We start from the raw sequence: 15217 nt of genomic DNA on the forward strand, positions 1-15217 counted from the left end.
GAGAGACTCCAGGCATGGGATCTTGGGGGAATCTGGGGCCGGCGGTGTTGTCTCTGGCGGGAGTTGCGCTTGGCGCGGTCGGGTCGCTGTTCGGACAGCATTTGGTGTCGCGGGCGAGTACCCGGCAACTGGAAGCCCAGCAGTTGGCCGCGCATCGCGCTGAGCTCAAGGAAGTGATCCTGAAGTTCCTGGGCATCGCGTCCCGGGTGGAGAAGACGGCGCTCATGAGCCCGCGCGACGGCGACAGCGCGACCGGTGACATGCTCGGCCAACTCGTCGACGACCTGTGGCTCGCGCAGGCGGAGATCGATCTGGCGGCCAGGACAGAACCGTTGCGGGGCGCTGCCTACCGCTACGCGGCTTGTCTGGCCGAAGTAGCCTGCGGCGAGGTCGCCGACGCAACCGCACTGCGCGGGCCACAGGTCCAGTTCATGGATGCCGCCTATGACGATCTATGGCCCGGTCAACGACGGGCGCCTCACGTCTCCAGCACCACCGGCCGGGACGCGTGAACGATCTCGCGGTGGCCGGTGTGATCACGACATCGGGGAACAGCACGTCCTTCTAGCGTTGTCAGTTCTCATCGACATTTTCGAGCTGTCTGATCGTTAAGTGCTGCCCAAAACCGTCGACAAACGTTGCTCGCTCTCGCTTACGAAACCATGCTCTGGCAGCCGGGCCGGCGCGTGCAGGGCGCGCGGCACCGGCGGCACACTGTCCCAGGTCGGATGGCTTCCCGCACGGGACGAAGGCTGGCGCGCTCCGTTGTCGGTACCCCTTGCTACGTTCGAGCCGTTCACATCACTCGCGCCAAAGGAGTAACAGATGGGATCTCAACTCAACCCGTGCCTCGCCTTCAACGGGAGCGCGCGGCAGGCGATCGAGTTCTATCAGGACATCTTCGGCGGCCAGCTGGATATGGGCACCTACGCCGAATACGGCTCGCCGGACGTGCCCCGCCCCGACGAAATCATGCACGCCACGCTCCGCACTCCAGACGGCTACACGCTGATGGCGTGGGACGTTCGGGAGAATATGCCCCACACCCCAGGCAACAACGTCGCGGTCTTCCTGGACGGCGACGACACCAAACTCCGCGACTACTTCGAGCAGCTGTCCGCCGGCGGCACCGTGACGCTGCCCTTGGAGAAGCAGTCATGAGGCGATGAGGCAGGCTCACTCGTCGACCAGTACGGGATCACCTGGATGGTCAACATCACTCACCAGCCCACATAGAGCAAGGGCAGCATCGACGTCCGTTTCCGGGGTCAACAAACAAGCCAAGGGCCGCCCACCCCTGTCCCTGCGCCGTTGTGGCCAGACACCGGTCCAGCCCCGCAGCCGCCCCCAGGCCCTCACGCCACTGCAGCCCACCAGGTCGGCGATACGTCCCGCCAGCTCACGCTCTCGCACCACACACAGACGATGCCTCCCAACGCAGCCCGGTCATCCGCCGGCAACCGCTGAACCACCACACGGCACGCCTCAACCAATGCCTCAACGATCGCCGGTTCAGCACCCTCCGCGTCTTTCGAGCACCTCGAGAACCCGTTCGCGCCCCATCCGGCGGCCATCCCAGAACCTCAAGATCACGACACGCCAGTCTGGGAAGCTGGGTCACCGCCCGACACCCTCGGGGACCGCCGTCGCGGTGGATGCCTGCCCGGGTCTTCTTCGAAGGAGCCGTCCGCAGACAACGAACGCGGCGGCGGCCACCAACAAGTACAGCGGGATCAGCAGGATGGCGTCCGAGCCGGCCTGCCCGGCCGACCAACCGGCGTTCCGGTCCTGCCCTTCGAGGGTGATCCGGTTGACGGTGAGGAACGTCAGGTGAGTACCGATGGCCGCCCACAGCGGCGCAGCACGCAGCGCGGTCCGGGCGGCGACGAGTGTCAGCCCGAAGAGGAACAGCAAGATGAGGTAGTCCGCTGTGCGCTGCCCCGGCGGTGCGATGCGTACGGGCAGGGGCTCGCTGCCGGCCAGCCACCGGATCGCGGCCGCGACCATACTCGCCGCGCCTGGAACCGCCAAGAACACCAGAGTCGTTCCCAGGGCAGCGGCCGTTGCCGATCGGTGCTCGCGCAGTGACGTCCAGGTAAGGCCGCGCAGCGTGATCTCCTCCGGCAGCGCTTCCAGCAGGAAGGCGACGAGCCCGTTCACGGCGACGAACGTGGCCAGGTCCGACAGGTCCGGGCGGGTCCAGCTGAGCAAGCCCACGGCTGTCCCCGCTCCCAGGACCAGCGCGGCGCACCCGGCGGTAATGCCCACGCCGGTCAGCAACGCCCGTACACTCGCCGCCGTTTCACCGAAACCGAGAGACGTCCAGGTGCGTCGGCTCCGCCGCAGGACCACACCCACGAGTACGGCCGCCACCGAGCTGACCGGTAGCGCGGCCACCAGTTGGGCGACTCGGCCCGAGGCGTTCACGGCGTCAGCAAGCGGGGCACCCAACGCCATGCCGCTGCCCAACGCGAGCGCCATGATCACACCGCCGGCCACCGCGCGGCCCAGCACGGCACCCCACGACGGCGCACGATGGGCCCGCCGGGTCTCCTTCATACCGCTCACCTCACAGCAGGCCGGCGACCGGCCTGAACGCGTAACAGGGGCGCCGATATCGTCTCCCGCACCTGCACCGCCGTTCCTCCTGACAGAGAAGGACAACCCACTGCATCATTCGATGTATCGCCCCAGACGAGCGGTGAACACGCCCCGGAGCTCTGGCCCACTCAGCGTGGCCGCGTCCGCACGGAGACCGTGGATTTTTGTGTGAAGCCGCACCCGAAAACCGCCGCGATCAGCAGGCCCGCAGCCCAGCGCGGCGGGACGGCGATGGCCCTGCTGCGACTCGGAGTCGAGCTCGGCGCACGGCAGGGTTGCGCCGACGCGCTGCAGGTCCACGTCTGGGCGGTCGCGCTATTCGCCGGGTTGTACGAGGCGGGACCGGCATGCCTTAACGAAGATCGATCGCGAGCAGGCCTGTCCAACGCTGGTCGAGGAGCGGTAGTTCTTGCTCGACACGGAGACGCTGCGGTCTCGGGTGGTCACCAGTGTGTCGGCCACGCTGTCCTTGCGGGGTCGGCAGGCCGGCGAGATCGTCAGCAAGAGTGCGAGGTGGTCCAGGATTCGGCCCGCCGCGACTTCGAGATCCCAAGAACGGCGCCACCTGCCGCGACGTAAGGTGCGTGCGCCAGTACGCGGCTACCAACCACACCCGATCCGCGAGCGGCAGGCCGGCCTCAACGGTTCTTGGCTACTGCGTGACGCGTCGCAGTTCGAGCGGTTGATGCTGGGTGGCCGTAGGTCGGCGACGTGGCGCGACAGCCGCCTCAGGCGGTGTTTTCCAGGTGTGTTCCGATCTGGAGGAATGCCTGCACGAGTGGGGCGGGGGGCACTGCAGGCGACATGACCTGGGAGCCGAAGTGCACGATGACGAGGTCGAGTCGGGGTGAGACGAACAGGCGTTGACCGTGGATGCCGCTGGCCATGAAGGACTCATAGGGGTCGTTCAGGATCCACCAGAAGTCGTGGTACGAGAGGTCGGCGGGTGCGGTGGGCGGTGCCGCGGGGAATCGGACGCGCCGGGGGTAGCCGTCGGGAACGCCGGAGACGATGCCCTCCGCGACCGACTGCGGGACGATCTGCCGATCGCCGACCGCGCCGCCGCATCGAATCATCTCGCCCAGTCGTGCCAGGTCACGGGCGGTGGAGCTGAAGCCGCCGCATGCCGCCTCGATGCCGTCGCCGTCGAGGATGTAGTACGCGTCCTCCTGCGCCCTGATGTGGGACCACACGAGTTCGCTCAGCAGGGCGGAGGTGCTGAGCCCGGTGACGCGCCGGAGGATCTCAGCGAGTGTCTCGACGTTTCCGTTCTCGTAGCGGAATTCGGTGCCTGGCTTGCCGGTCGCCCGTGCGGTGGTGAGGTGTTCGCGGATGCTGGTGGGCCCGGAGTAGCCGTAGGGACGCAACTGGGGTGCGATGACGGCGTAGTAGCGCTGGGCCTCGATCGGTTTGTCGTACGGGCGGCCTGCGTAGCTGACCTGCGTGCCCATGTGGAGAAGGTGGTCGATCTGGGCGTCGCCGAATGCGGTTCCCGCCAGTTCGGGGATGTACGTCGAGGCTGTGGCCCCGCGATCGAGCAGCCCCTGGTGTTCGAGTACCGCTGCCATGAGGCCCATGTACGACTTGGCCGCGGAGGCGTTGAAGTGGGTGGTGTTCGCCGTCATGCCATGCAGATACTTCTCGTACACCAGATCGCCGCGGTGGAGGACGAGGAACGCGTCGGTCTCGGCGGCGGTGAACAGCTCTGGCAGCGTCAGCGTCCGCCCGTCGGGCGTTGCGATCCGGAAGGTCTCCCATTCGACGTTCCTGGTGGGCAGGGGGCGTGGAGCGGACCCGCCTCGCCAGACGGTTCGGCTGGGCGTCAACTCCCGGCCTGAGGTGGTGTAGCGCCGGATCCAGTCAGGGTCCGTGTAGCCGCGGGTCCAGTTCAGATCGCTCAGCGGAGCCGTCTCGGACATGGGTGTCTCCTGAATCATTGGCGGTCACAACGATCATTAACGTACATGCTGTCCGGAAGTACATCCAGACCCCTCCGGGGAGCGAGGGGCTACGGCATGGGCTCGGACGCAACCGTTGACCACACGCTCGCAGGCAAGTACGTTCCAAAACGAACAGAGCGTTAACGGACGACCTGTTCACTTACCTGTGGCTGCGGAGGCGTCGGGCGCCTCATTCCGCCCACGGGTGGAGCGACCGCAAGCCATGCGGTCGGCGCCCCGGCGCTGAGCCGGTGGCGGAACAGCTCGATCCCCTGCTCCTCCTCGAAACGCAGGAGTCACCCATGGCCTCCCAGCCCTCCCCCTCCCCGGCCGTCGACGTCGTCGGCGGCGCGGCGGAGCCAGTCTTCGACCGCCACCGCGCCTGGCTGGTCACCGTGATGATCGTCGGCTTCATGATCATCAACTTCGCGGACAAGTCCGTTCTCGGGCTCGCGGCGGTGCCGATCATGGAAGACCTGGACATCAGCAACAGCACATACGGTCTGATCTCCAGTTCGTTCTCGGTCCTCTTCAGCCTGTCAGGGCTGGTCGTCGGCTTCTTCTCGTCCCGGATCTCCAGCCATGTCCTGCTCTTCACCATGTGCCTGGTGTGGGCCGTGGCCCAACTACCCGTACTCGTGGTCGCGACGGTGCCCAGCCTGATCGCGGGTCGTGTGCTGCTCGGCGCGGCCGAGGGCCCAGCGACCTCCATGTCGATGCACGCGCTGTACAAGTGGTTCCCCGTGGACCGGCGAGGGCTGCCCTCGGCTCTGCAGATCAGCGGTGCCGCGCTCGGCACTCTGATCGCGGCGCCCGTGATCACATGGCTGATCACCGCTTTCGGGTGGCGCTCGGCGTTCGCCGCGCTCGCTGCCGCCAGCATGGTGTGGTGTTTCCTCTGGTGGCGCGTGGGCCAGGACGGTCCGTACGGCCAGCCGCCCTCCACCCGGGGCGGTACCCGGGAGCCGTCCGGTACCCGGGAGCCGTCCGGTGTCCGGCTGCCCTATCGCAAGCTGCTGCTGAGCGGGACAGTGGTAGGCAGCGTCGCCAGCGCGTTCGGCGCTTCATGGGCAATGGCCCTAAGTCATGCCTGGCTGCCTCCCTACCTCAGGACGGAACTCGGCATGAGCCCGGCCTCGGCGGCCACGCTCATCAGCGGCATCTCGGCATTCAGCCTCGTCCTGCTGCTGGCGATCTCCCCACTGGTCGACGCGCTGACGAAGCGAGGCATATCCCAACGGTGGTCCAGCGGAGCACCCCAGGGCATGGCCGTAGTCGTGGCGAGCCTCGCCATGGCCGCAGTCCCCTTCGTGCAGGCATCGACGCCCCGCCTCGTCCTCATCGCGCTGGCGTTCGGGGCGCACGCCATCGCCTTCCCGCTGCATTACATGACCGCGGCGGCGGTCGTTCCCACGGCGCAGCGCGGCGCGCTGTTCGGCGTCGTCGCGGCGACGGGAACCCTGCCCGGACTCGTCGCGCCCTATCTCACGGGGCATCTGCTCGACAGCGCGGCGACGAGGAGCGCCGGCTACACCAGCTCCTTCCTCCTCGCCGCAGCGGTCATGCTGGCGGCCGGGCTGGTGGCGCTGCTGTTCATCCGCCCCGAGCGGGACGCGCGGCGTCTCGGCATCGGCATCGCAGACCGGGCGCCGGCCGGTGCCAAGGCTCAGGCCGAGGGGTGAACAAGCAGCGGGCCGAGGGCTTCGGGCGGAACGCGCCGGAAGGCTCGAGGCCCGCCCCAGCCCCCCGTCAGGTCGAGGGGGAGGGAGCCGGAGCGCCGAATCCGCTGGCCCAGTAACGACCGTGCAGGGCCAGATCGAGCAGCATGCGGACGACTTCCTCGGCCGGCATCGGCGGCCTGTCCTGCTCCGCCCACCACCGCAGTACGGCGACCTGCTCGCCGACCCAGACCCGGGCCAGGAGGTCGGCGTCGATCCGCGGCGTGACGTCGTTGCGCTCGGCCCGGGCCTTGAACTCCTCCGCCGTGGCCCGAGCGCAGGTGTCCACGAACATCTGGAGCGGCCTGCCGTCCCCCTCGCCGCGCAGGACGATCCGGTACAGGTCGCGTTCGTCCTGCGCATGCCGCAGCATCTCGAGCAGCGGCTTGCCGGTGAAGCCCACGGCGCTGTCCGTGATCGTCGGGCGCAGTCGCTCTCCCAGTTCCTCCAGGAGGTCCGCAGTCACGCGGGCGAACAGGTCCTCCTTGTCCCGGAAGTGGGCGTAGAAGGTGGCCCGTGCGACGTCGGCGCGCTCGGTGATGTCCTCCACCGTGAGCGCGGTGAAGCCCCGTTCCAGCACCAGTTGGACGAGCGCCGCCCCCAGGGCGCGCCGAGTGCGCCTGATGCGCCTGTCTTCGGCCATCGCGGACCCTCCTCACATCGACGTCCGGTCGCGGGCCTCAGTCTAGAGCACTCTTGACAGTCAACCAGTTAACGAACACTCTGTTTGAAATCGTTCAACATGGATGACATCTTCATGGTCAGTCCCAGCTCTGGAGTCGTTGATGAACCTCGGCACCTACCTCACCCGAAGCGCCCGCTACTGGCCGGACAGCACCGCCCTCGTCTGCGGTGAACGTTCCTGGACCTACTCCCGGCTCGACTCCAGGACCAACCGCCTGGCCTCCGCCCTCATCAGCCGCGGACTGCGCCCGGGCGACGCGGTCGCCTCCCTCGCCTGGAACCGCGGCGAACTCGTGGAGGTGGAGTTCGCCCTCTACAAGGCGGGACTCGTACGTGCCCCGGTCAACGCCCGCCTGGGACGCGGCGAGATCGAGCACATCCTGACCTACGCCCCCGTGCGCGTCCTCGTCTTCGACTCCGCACACCGTGAGGACGCGCTCGCCGCACTCCAAGCCGCGGGCACGGACTGTCTGCCTGTCCTGCTCGACGACGGCGAAGCCGAAAGCAGCGCCCTCACCTACGAGGCGCTACTTGCCGAGGGCAGCGAGGACCCCGTGGACGTGGATGTCGACGAACACGCGCCCTGCGTACTGAACTTCACCTCCGGCTCGACCGGCTCCCTCAAGGCAGCCGTGCAGAGCGTGGGCAACCGACTCGCGAACATGCGCAAGCAGCTCATGAGCGACGAGTCCCGCCCCCGCCCCGGAACCCGCTACCTGGCCTGCGGCCCCATCACCCACGCCACCGGCATGGGGCTGCTCGCCGGAGTCTTCGGCGGCGCGACCACCCACGTCCTGCCCACCTGGAGCGTCGAGGCGTTCTTGAAGACGGTTGCACAAGAGCAGATCACCGCGACGTTCCTCGTGCCGGCCATGGTGAACATGGTGCTCGCCCACCCCGGCGCCGCCGACTACAACCTGTCCAGCCTGACCAGCGTGCGCGTCGGCGGCGCCCCCATCTCACCTCAACGCCTCAAAGACGCCGTCGCGTTCTTCGGACCGGTCGTCGCCCAGGGGTACGGCCTCGGCGAGACGACCAGCGTCGTCGCCGGACTCAGCAGCGAGGAAGTCGCCCGGGCAGCCGCGGCCGACCCGGAACTCCTCCAGTCGTGCGGACGCGCCATGTACGACACCGAGATCCGCGTGGTCGACGAGAAGAGCCGCCCCCAGCCACCCCGCGAGGTCGGCGAGGTCATCGTGCGCGGGCCCGACTGCGTACGCGAGTACTGGCAGGAACCACAACTGTCCGCCGAGACCTTCCGCGACGGCTGGGTCCACACGGGAGACCTCGCGTGGATGCGCGAGGACGGCTACCTCTTCCTGGTCGACCGCAAGAAAGACATGATCATCTCCGGTGGGTTCAACATCTACTGCACCGAGGTCGAAGCCGCCCTCTACGAGCACCCCTCCGTCCAGGAGGTCTGCGTCGTCGGCACCCCCGACGAGACATGGGGCGAGGCGGTGAAGGCCGTCATCGTGCCCCGGCCCGGCAGCGACCTGACCGCCGAAGAGGTGGCCGGCTTCTGCGCCGAGCGCCTCGACAGCTTCAAGAAGCCGCGCTCGGTGGACTTCGTCACCGAACTGCCCCACAACCGCAACGGAAAGCTCGACCGCAAGGCCGTACGCGAGCCGTTCTGGGCCAACGCCGCCCGCCGCGTGAACTGAATTCCACCGACCCCGGACAAGGAACCACCCGCGATGACCTTCTCCCTGCGCCCCACGTACGACGACCCCCACGTCGCCGACCTCGTCGGCCGGCTGCGCGACTACCTCGAGGGCGAACTCGCCCGCTACGAGAACGAGCGCGGCCTCACCCACGAGAGCCACCTGACCCGCGCCGACCTCGAACCGATCTGGCGCCGCAGCCGCGAACTGGGCTTCTACGGCATCCACCTGCCCGAGGAATACGGCGGCCAGAACCTCTCCAACACCGCACTCGCGGCGCTCAAGGAGGAGATCGGCGCCAGCGGACGCGTGCTGGGACACAGCGTCCTGGGTGACATGGGCGGCCCCCTGCGCGCCGGCGACATCCTCCAGCACGCCACCGAACACCAGCTGAAGGAGTACCTGCTGCCGCTCATCCGCGGCGAGCGCGCCTGCTGCTTCTCCCTCACCGAGACCGATGCCGGCTCCGACGTCCGCTCCATGCACACCACCGCCGAGCGCGACGGCGACGGCTACCGGCTCACCGGCCACAAGGTCTTCAGCTCCGCCGGCCCCTTCGCCGACTTCGCCATCATCGTCGCCCGCATGGCCGGCACCGGCGAGAATGACGGCGACAAGCCCTCCTTCTCCGCGTTCCTCGTCGACCTGGACAGCCCCGGCTGCCGCGTCGAGCCCGGCGCCACCCCGATGTCAGGCGAACACATCGAGAGCGACATCATCCTGAAGGACTGCCTCGTCCCGGCCACCAACCTCCTCGGCGAAGAGGGCAAGGGCATGCGGATCGCACTTGGACGGGTCACCACCAACCGTCTCCTGCACTGCCCCACGGTCATCGGCGCCACCCGCCGTGCCCTCGATCTGACCCTGGAGCGCACCAGGCACCGCAAGGTCGCCGGCGGACAACCCCTTCTCATGCTCCAGGCCATCCAGCACAAGGTCGCCGACATGGCCACCGAACTCTACGCCGCCCGCTCCATGACCTACGCGGCGCTCACCGCGCTCGATCAGGGGGCCGACGTGCGCACCGAGGCATTCATGTGCAAGCTCTTCGTCGCCGAATCCGCCTTCCGCATCCTCGACCAGGCCGTCCAGATCCACGGCAAAGAAGGACTCACCCAAGGCAACGAAATCGAGTTCCTCTTCCGGAAGATCCGCATGTTCCGCATCCTGACCGGCACCTCGGAGATCCAGCGCAACGGCATCGCCAGGGGCCTCGCCTTCCTCACCTGACACACCCTGCCGTTCACCCCGTCGAGCCCGAGGAAGACCCATGCACCCCAACCAGCCGCCCACCGCTCCGTCCTGGTCAGCGCTGACCGGCAAGCGCATCCTTGACCTGTCCCGGCTCCTGCCGGGCCCCTACGCCACCTCCATGCTCGCCGACCTCGGCGCCGACGTGATCAAGATCGAGGACCCGGGCACCGGCGACCCCGTACGCTTTGCCCCCGACCTGTTCGACGCCCTCAACCGCAACAAGCGCTCCATGGCCCTCGACCTGCGCCAAGAGCACGACCGGACCACCTTCCTACGCCTCGTGCGCACCGCCGACGCGGTGGTGGAGAGCTTCCGTCCCGGCGTCCTCGCCGGCCTCGGTCTCGGCCTCGACACCCTGCGCCGGTCGAACCCGGCAATCATCCTGTGCTCGCTCAGCGGCTACGGGCAGACAGGGCCCTACGCCGACAAGCCGGGCCACGAACTCAACTTCCTCGGCCTGTCCGGATTCTTCACCGTCCCTGGGCGCATCGACGGAACGATCACCCGCCCCGGCGTCCGCGTCGGCGACATGGCAGGGGCCATGCACGCCGCCCTCGCCCTGGCCGTAACCCTGACCGGTCAGGCCCAGGGCCAGCACATCGACGTGTCCTTGGGCGAGTCCATCACCGCTTGGTGCTCCCTCTTCGCCCTGCCCCTCATGAACATCGAGGACCCTCTGGACGCCGGCCTGGTCCAGGGCGACAACGACGTTTTCGAAACCGCCGACAGCCGCCTGCTGTCACTTGCGACCTTCGAGGACAAGTTCTGGCTCCGCTTCCGCACCGAACTGGCCCACGACTTCCCCGCCCTGGACACCCCCGCCTACGACCAGCGTGCCCACCGCACAGCGGCCAGGCAGGAAGTCTGCGACCTGCTGCGTCAGGTCTTCCAGGCCCGGGACTACGCCTGGTGGCAGCAGCGGCTCAGCGCCATCAACGCCCCCTGGGCGCCCGTATTCACCCGCCCCCGCGAACTCCTCGACGACCCACAGGCCATCGCCCGCAACCTCTTCACCACGCCCGACCGCCCCGGCGCCAACCCGCAGGCCCGTTTTCCGGTGACCTTCGAGGCCGGCCTGGACACCTTCCGCAGCCCAGCGCCCGAACTGGACCAGCACAGCAGGGACATCCTCGACGAACTCGACGCGATCGAAGCAACACGTTGACCGTCGCACCTCCCCCGTTGCGTGAGAACGCGAGGTGATGAGGCGGACTGCTCGCCGACATCCCCCAGGACGCCGACCGGGAGACCGGCACCCACACGTAGGCGCTCGCGGAGCTGGTGGTGCGCACCTGGTGGCGCAAGACCGGCGCCGCGCGACGTCTGCACGGCGGGCAGCTCGCCGAGCGCGGCACCCTCCTGGCGCGGCAGTCCCACCCAAGGCCCGCACGCTGTACGCGACATGAGGTCGGAAGAACCTCGGGACCAGCACCCGCGCAAGGAGCATCCGCCGCCCCCGGCCCTGCCGATGCCGAAACAGTGCTGCACCCAACGCCCCAGGGAGGGTGCAGCAGGTATCGCCACAGCGGCCACGGTGAAGCCGAAATCGGGCTGCCGTCGAACGACCATAGAGGAAGGCCGGTTCATGGGATGTGCGGGATGACGCTCGACGGGTCGTGAAGGGAGCCGCGGTCACCTGACCGCAGCGTGAGTGGCACGCCGGAGGCGCGCGATGACGGAGATGTGTGTCATGGGGACGCCCACGCAAAAGACGACCAGGATTGTGAGGGGTGCGGCCGAAAGCGCAGCCAACAGCAGTGCGCCGACCTCGAGTGCAAAAGTGACGATCAAGCATGAAATCGGCAGGACCACCAGACGCCCCGAAAGCATCACCGAGCGCGACCGGCTATGCCCCTGAACCCGGCTTCAGAAGGGCACGACCAGCCCGGCTTCCCGCAATCCGAGCAATGCCCTGCCCATGCACTCGGCGGCCGAGGCTCCATCGGCCCTCAACCCACCATCCAGGGGCCCACCAGAGGCTGCGAATGTCCACGCCGGCTGACCGTCACGCATCCGCTCCGCGTCGACCCGGATCATGGCACCTACACCCTGCTCGCCGAGCCATTCCAGGATGAGCGTCGTCGCGTCCTCGACGCCGCTGTCCAGATCCACCTCGGACCGTCGCCTCATTCCCTTGGCCATGGTCACAACCCTACTCAGGGGCTGGATGGGCCTTGCCGCAAACTTCCAGGCGGCTCACATGATGAAGAACAAGTGCAAGAGGAACGGGAGATCAGGTCGGGTCATGGATCAGCAACCAACACAGTAAAGCCGCCACTCTCACCGCGGAACACATCGATCGCCATAAGGGCACCGCGCGCAGTGGATGACATATCAACGCCCCAGGCTCACTATGATCCTAGGCTCGCGGAGCCGAAGAACGAGGTAGACGGTGCTGTCTCTCCGATTCTCTTGTTCTATTCAGGGTCTACAAGCCCAGTGGCCACCAGCACGCCCAAGAGGATCATGAAGCATCCAATGATCAGTGGGCCCGATCGGGCCGCCCCTTCTCCAGCGGCGACATTCGCACGCCCGAAGTAATTTCGCTGATTGGCCGCCTTTCGCCCAAATTTCTTCCTCGTTGCTATCAGCGTCATTCCTACGATGAGGGCAAAGGCGGCAAGGAACACCCGCACGAGCTCTCCTCTCGATATGGATCGGTGTGCACGCGGGGCTTCAGGATCGGAACGGCAATTGGAGCCCGCCACTACAGGTCGATGTTGAGACGTACGCGCCAAGTCCAACGCTACCGACAACCGAAGGCTTGTCTCTTGTCGAAGACGCCGGGGCGCCCGTTCAACAGGCCGGTGACGCAGGGGCCAAGGCCCTCGGAGCGGAAGGAAGAAGCAGCCAGGGACAAGGCGGGGGTCGATGGTTGGAGCCGTGGGCGGGATGTGGTTCGCGGACCTCCAGCCGCAGATCGTGACCATGGATACGGAGGCTGCTCGCCGGTAGCCTGCCTGCGTGGCTGAAACCTGGGGCGAAGAGCAGTTGATCACGGACGGCTTCGAGCGTGTGTACGCCGAGTCGGAGTGGTACGACGGACCGTGGGCCGGCCTTGCTGACATCGACGGGCAGCCTCACTACTTCGAGATGCACGTCTACGACCACAGCCATGAAGTCGATGAGTACCAGGTCTGGCCCGCAAGCGAGGCGGTCGCGGAGCTGGAGCGCGAGCAGTGGGGAATCTACGCCAGGTGGTATGAGCGCCGCGAGGCGGGCGAGGTCGGACAGGAGAGTCATCCGGGCCGCAGCGGGGTCGACGCCCGCTATGACGAACTGGAGCTGCTGTTGGCGCCGCACCGCTTGGCGCCGGACGGTGCCCGTCGGCTCGTGTGTGAGCTGGGGTTCGTTGCCGGTGTCGACGTTCGCTACCGAGTTGAGGGGCCCGACTACTGGCTTCGGTGGCGTCCGAGGCCCCCGTTGATCATGGGGTGCTGTGTGGACAACCAATGATCACGCGGCGGCTTCGGACGTCGGTTTCGCGTTGCCCCAGCGCCCAGCTGTTGATGGCCGATCGCCGTGCACTCGTCGCTTGGCGCCGTCCCGAGAGCTTTTCCGTTCGCTCGGGGGCCGCGCTCGCCCGCACGGATACCGGTTAAGAGACCTCCCTTTCGGGGCCGGGCCAGGCACCGGGCTTTCCCGCGCCGCACCGGTTATTTCCCCAACTCGACTGTCATGGCTCGTCACTTGAATCGGATCCGGTGCAAAGACGTCTTTCGGTAGCCACCAACACGCACTACCCCTCAACCAAGACGACCCGGGCCGGCCGCAGGTGGTGACCGGAGAACCATCAGGGCGCGCGTCAGAGCATGCGGCGCAACAGACGGTCGCGGTCGACCAGTTGATGCTTCAATACCAACCCGACGTGCAGCGCGAGGGCCGCGAAGAAGACGATGTGCGCGCCGATGTGGACGGCGAGCAGGTCGTCACCGAATAGCACCAGGGCGATGCCGGTGAGCGGGGTGGCGAACATGGCCGCGTACAGGACGGTTTCGGTGCCGTGTGCCAGGCGCCGCTCCCGTGGGCTCAAGGTCGGCGCCCATGGAGGGAGCGGTGTAGCCAGCCGCCACGCGAGCCGCACCACGCCCAGGAGCAGCACCGCTGCCCCCAGGACGACGTGTACGGTGAGCAGCCTGTCGTCGCCGATGAGGTCGTACCCGTCATCTCCCCCACGGCCCCGCCCCCGGCCGTGGCCCCCGCTGCGCCCGCGCCCCCGGCCCCGGCCGTGGCCGCCGTCATCGACGTCGAGCAGGTAGCCCACGGCGAACTGCACGGCCATCGCCACGAACACCGCCCAGTGCAGCACCTTTGTGACAATCCCGTAGCCGTGCGCACCATTACGCAGGTGATAGCTCATCCCTCCGACGTGCCCCGCCACCCGCCACCCCAAGCGTGCGGCAGTCAGACGCGAGGCCCGCGGGCCTTTGGGGTCCGGATAGGCCTGTGCCCTTCTCTTGTCCCTCGGGGAAGCGAAGCTCACTCAGCCTTTCCCGCGCTGCATCGCTGTGCCCCGGCCCGCTACGTGCTGGCCGTGGTCCCCGGGGACTGCCGCCTACACACTGAGGCGGTACGGGGGCATTACCAAGGGGTGAAGGCCATGTTCGCCGCGCGGGACGTGGTCGAGGAGCTGACCGGCGCGGTCAGCGGCACGATTCCCCCGTTCTCCTTTGATCCCTCCCTCGCACTGCTCGTCGTCTCCAAACTGCTGAGGCAGCGGAGATGTTGTTCAACGCAGCCCGGCTCGATCAGACCTTGCGGCTGGGCACCGCCGACCACGTGGCGGTGGCACGGCCGGGCGTACTGTCCATCCCCGGGCTCTTGCCCGTGCCGCTGCCCTGAGCGGCGAGGGCTCCAGCCGGTGTCGGACGGTCAGCTTCGCCAGACCGGGCGTGTCGGCAAGGGCCCGTGCGGGGGGAGGCGGTCAGCGTGTGCCCGTCGGTCCGCCCGGTGAGCCAGCCCAGCAGCTCAGCCGCAGGGCCGCTCACCTGCGGCCCCGGGTCGTTGCCGACCACCCGGGGAACCTGATCCTCGTCGGCGCACAGGGTCAGGGGCGGGGTGGCGGGGTCGGCGCGCAGCTTCGCGGTGGTGGACTTCAGCTCGCGGGCGGTGAAGAGGGCAGGCCGGCGGTCGGACCGTGACCGGTGGCCAGGTCGGTGTGGTGCACCTCTACCTCGCGCAGCATGCTGCGCACGACACCGCGCACCGGCCGGAGACCGCCCCCGAGCCAGCGCACCGGCTCATCCCAGGCGTTCGCGGGGTGTTGCCCGGCTGCGGGGAGGAAGCGGCGCAGCGCGATGTCCAGGTCCTCAGGGCGAGGGCGGGCCGTCCGGCACCTTCCTCGATGTCCTGATCC

Annotated in this window: 13 protein-coding genes and 3 pseudogenes; 8 read left to right on the plus strand and 8 right to left on the minus strand. The window is 67.9% G+C overall.

The window, feature by feature from the left end:
• Nucleotides 1–14: 14 nt before the first annotated feature.
• Complete coding sequence (locus ACWD02_RS06215; protein ID WP_451205004.1) at nucleotides 15–512, plus strand: hypothetical protein; 498 nt, start codon at nucleotides 15–17, stop codon at nucleotides 510–512.
• A gap of 313 nt (nucleotides 513–825) precedes the next feature.
• Nucleotides 826–1161, plus strand: a complete 336-nt coding sequence (locus ACWD02_RS06220; protein WP_451205006.1) for a VOC family protein — start codon at nucleotides 826–828, stop codon at nucleotides 1159–1161.
• A gap of 456 nt (nucleotides 1162–1617) precedes the next feature.
• Here the strand turns inward: ACWD02_RS06220 and ACWD02_RS06225 are convergent, their stop codons facing one another.
• The 3 genes and pseudogenes from ACWD02_RS06225 to ACWD02_RS06235 form a co-directional block, all read right to left on the minus strand.
• A complete protein-coding gene (locus ACWD02_RS06225; RefSeq protein ID WP_451205008.1) occupies nucleotides 1618–2514 on the minus strand; it encodes a CPBP family glutamic-type intramembrane protease in 897 nt (298 codons plus the stop codon).
• 471 nt (nucleotides 2515–2985) lie between these two features.
• Nucleotides 2986–3232: pseudogene (locus ACWD02_RS06230) on the minus strand (IS5/IS1182 family transposase); the annotation flags it as partial.
• 97 nt (nucleotides 3233–3329) lie between these two features.
• Nucleotides 3330–4520 (minus strand): serine hydrolase domain-containing protein, encoded by a 1191-nt coding sequence (locus ACWD02_RS06235; RefSeq protein WP_451205010.1) that lies wholly within the window; start codon nucleotides 4518–4520, stop codon nucleotides 3330–3332.
• A 323-nt stretch (nucleotides 4521–4843) separates the two neighbouring features.
• Here ACWD02_RS06235 and ACWD02_RS06240 point away from each other — a divergent pair, with 323 nt between their 5' ends.
• Entirely contained in the window at nucleotides 4844–6223 is a 1380-nt protein-coding gene (locus ACWD02_RS06240) for an MFS transporter (protein WP_451205012.1), read from the plus strand.
• Between the two features lie 67 nt (nucleotides 6224–6290).
• On the opposite strand, the gene ACWD02_RS06245 is transcribed toward ACWD02_RS06240, so the two are convergent.
• Entirely contained in the window at nucleotides 6291–6902 is a 612-nt protein-coding gene (locus ACWD02_RS06245; RefSeq protein WP_451205014.1) for a TetR/AcrR family transcriptional regulator, read from the minus strand.
• A gap of 142 nt (nucleotides 6903–7044) precedes the next feature.
• Between ACWD02_RS06245 and ACWD02_RS06250 the strand changes: the two genes are divergently transcribed.
• Genes ACWD02_RS06250 through ACWD02_RS06260 form a run of 3 tightly spaced genes read left to right on the plus strand, consistent with a single transcriptional unit; the run spans nucleotide 7045 to nucleotide 11026 of the window.
• The gene (locus tag ACWD02_RS06250; protein ID WP_451205016.1) at nucleotides 7045–8607 is read left to right on the plus strand and encodes an AMP-binding protein; all 1563 of its coding nucleotides are present in this window, start codon (nucleotides 7045–7047) and stop codon (nucleotides 8605–8607) included.
• A gap of 33 nt (nucleotides 8608–8640) precedes the next feature.
• Nucleotides 8641–9837, plus strand: a complete 1197-nt coding sequence (locus tag ACWD02_RS06255) for an acyl-CoA dehydrogenase family protein (RefSeq protein WP_451205018.1) — start codon at nucleotides 8641–8643, stop codon at nucleotides 9835–9837.
• A gap of 40 nt (nucleotides 9838–9877) precedes the next feature.
• Nucleotides 9878–11026, plus strand: coding sequence for a CaiB/BaiF CoA transferase family protein (locus ACWD02_RS06260; protein ID WP_451205020.1), 1149 nt, complete (start codon nucleotides 9878–9880; stop codon nucleotides 11024–11026).
• Nucleotides 11027–11727: 701 nt separating this feature from the next.
• On the opposite strand, the gene ACWD02_RS06265 is transcribed toward ACWD02_RS06260, so the two are convergent.
• Nucleotides 11728–12003: a hypothetical protein gene (locus tag ACWD02_RS06265; RefSeq protein WP_451205022.1), complete on the minus strand. Its 276-nt coding sequence runs from the start codon at nucleotides 12001–12003 to the stop codon at nucleotides 11728–11730.
• 822 nt (nucleotides 12004–12825) lie between these two features.
• Here ACWD02_RS06265 and ACWD02_RS06270 point away from each other — a divergent pair.
• Nucleotides 12826–13317, plus strand: coding sequence for a hypothetical protein (locus ACWD02_RS06270; RefSeq protein WP_451205024.1), 492 nt, complete (start codon nucleotides 12826–12828; stop codon nucleotides 13315–13317).
• Between the two features lie 349 nt (nucleotides 13318–13666).
• On the opposite strand, the gene ACWD02_RS06275 is transcribed toward ACWD02_RS06270, so the two are convergent.
• A complete protein-coding gene (locus ACWD02_RS06275; protein ID WP_451205026.1) occupies nucleotides 13667–14221 on the minus strand; it encodes a cytochrome b in 555 nt (184 codons plus the stop codon).
• Nucleotides 14222–14386: 165 nt separating this feature from the next.
• On the opposite strand from ACWD02_RS06275, the pseudogene ACWD02_RS06280 reads away from it, so the two are divergent.
• Nucleotides 14387–14566 (plus strand): annotated as a pseudogene (locus tag ACWD02_RS06280) (YbaK/EbsC family protein); the annotation flags it as partial.
• 280 nt (nucleotides 14567–14846) lie between these two features.
• On the opposite strand, the pseudogene ACWD02_RS06285 reads toward ACWD02_RS06280, so the two are convergent.
• Nucleotides 14847–14960, minus strand: a pseudogene (locus tag ACWD02_RS06285) (hypothetical protein); the annotation flags it as partial.
• Nucleotides 14957–15097 carry a hypothetical protein gene (locus ACWD02_RS06290; protein ID WP_451205028.1) on the minus strand — a complete coding sequence of 47 codons (141 nt, stop codon included), beginning with the start codon at nucleotides 15095–15097 and terminating at the stop codon, nucleotides 14957–14959. The gene ACWD02_RS06290 and the pseudogene ACWD02_RS06285, both read right to left, overlap by 4 nt.
• Nucleotides 15098–15217 lie beyond the last annotated feature (120 nt).

The organism is Streptomyces sp. NPDC002853, assembly GCF_053591915.1.

Coding starts and splice junctions, on each gene's coding strand:
- ACWD02_RS06215 (WP_451205004.1), top strand. CDS start 15: ATGGGATCTTGGGGGAATCTGGGGCCGGCGGTGTTGTCTCTGGCGGGA.
- ACWD02_RS06220 (WP_451205006.1), top strand. CDS start 826: ATGGGATCTCAACTCAACCCGTGCCTCGCCTTCAACGGGAGCGCGCGG.
- ACWD02_RS06235 (WP_451205010.1), bottom strand. CDS start 4,520: ATGTCCGAGACGGCTCCGCTGAGCGATCTGAACTGGACCCGCGGCTAC.
- ACWD02_RS06240 (WP_451205012.1), top strand. CDS start 4,844: ATGGCCTCCCAGCCCTCCCCCTCCCCGGCCGTCGACGTCGTCGGCGGC.
- ACWD02_RS06245 (WP_451205014.1), bottom strand. CDS start 6,902: ATGGCCGAAGACAGGCGCATCAGGCGCACTCGGCGCGCCCTGGGGGCG.
- ACWD02_RS06250 (WP_451205016.1), top strand. CDS start 7,045: ATGAACCTCGGCACCTACCTCACCCGAAGCGCCCGCTACTGGCCGGAC.
- ACWD02_RS06255 (WP_451205018.1), top strand. CDS start 8,641: ATGACCTTCTCCCTGCGCCCCACGTACGACGACCCCCACGTCGCCGAC.
- ACWD02_RS06260 (WP_451205020.1), top strand. CDS start 9,878: ATGCACCCCAACCAGCCGCCCACCGCTCCGTCCTGGTCAGCGCTGACC.
- ACWD02_RS06265 (WP_451205022.1), bottom strand. CDS start 12,003: ATGGCCAAGGGAATGAGGCGACGGTCCGAGGTGGATCTGGACAGCGGC.
- ACWD02_RS06275 (WP_451205026.1), bottom strand. CDS start 14,221: ATGAGCTATCACCTGCGTAATGGTGCGCACGGCTACGGGATTGTCACA.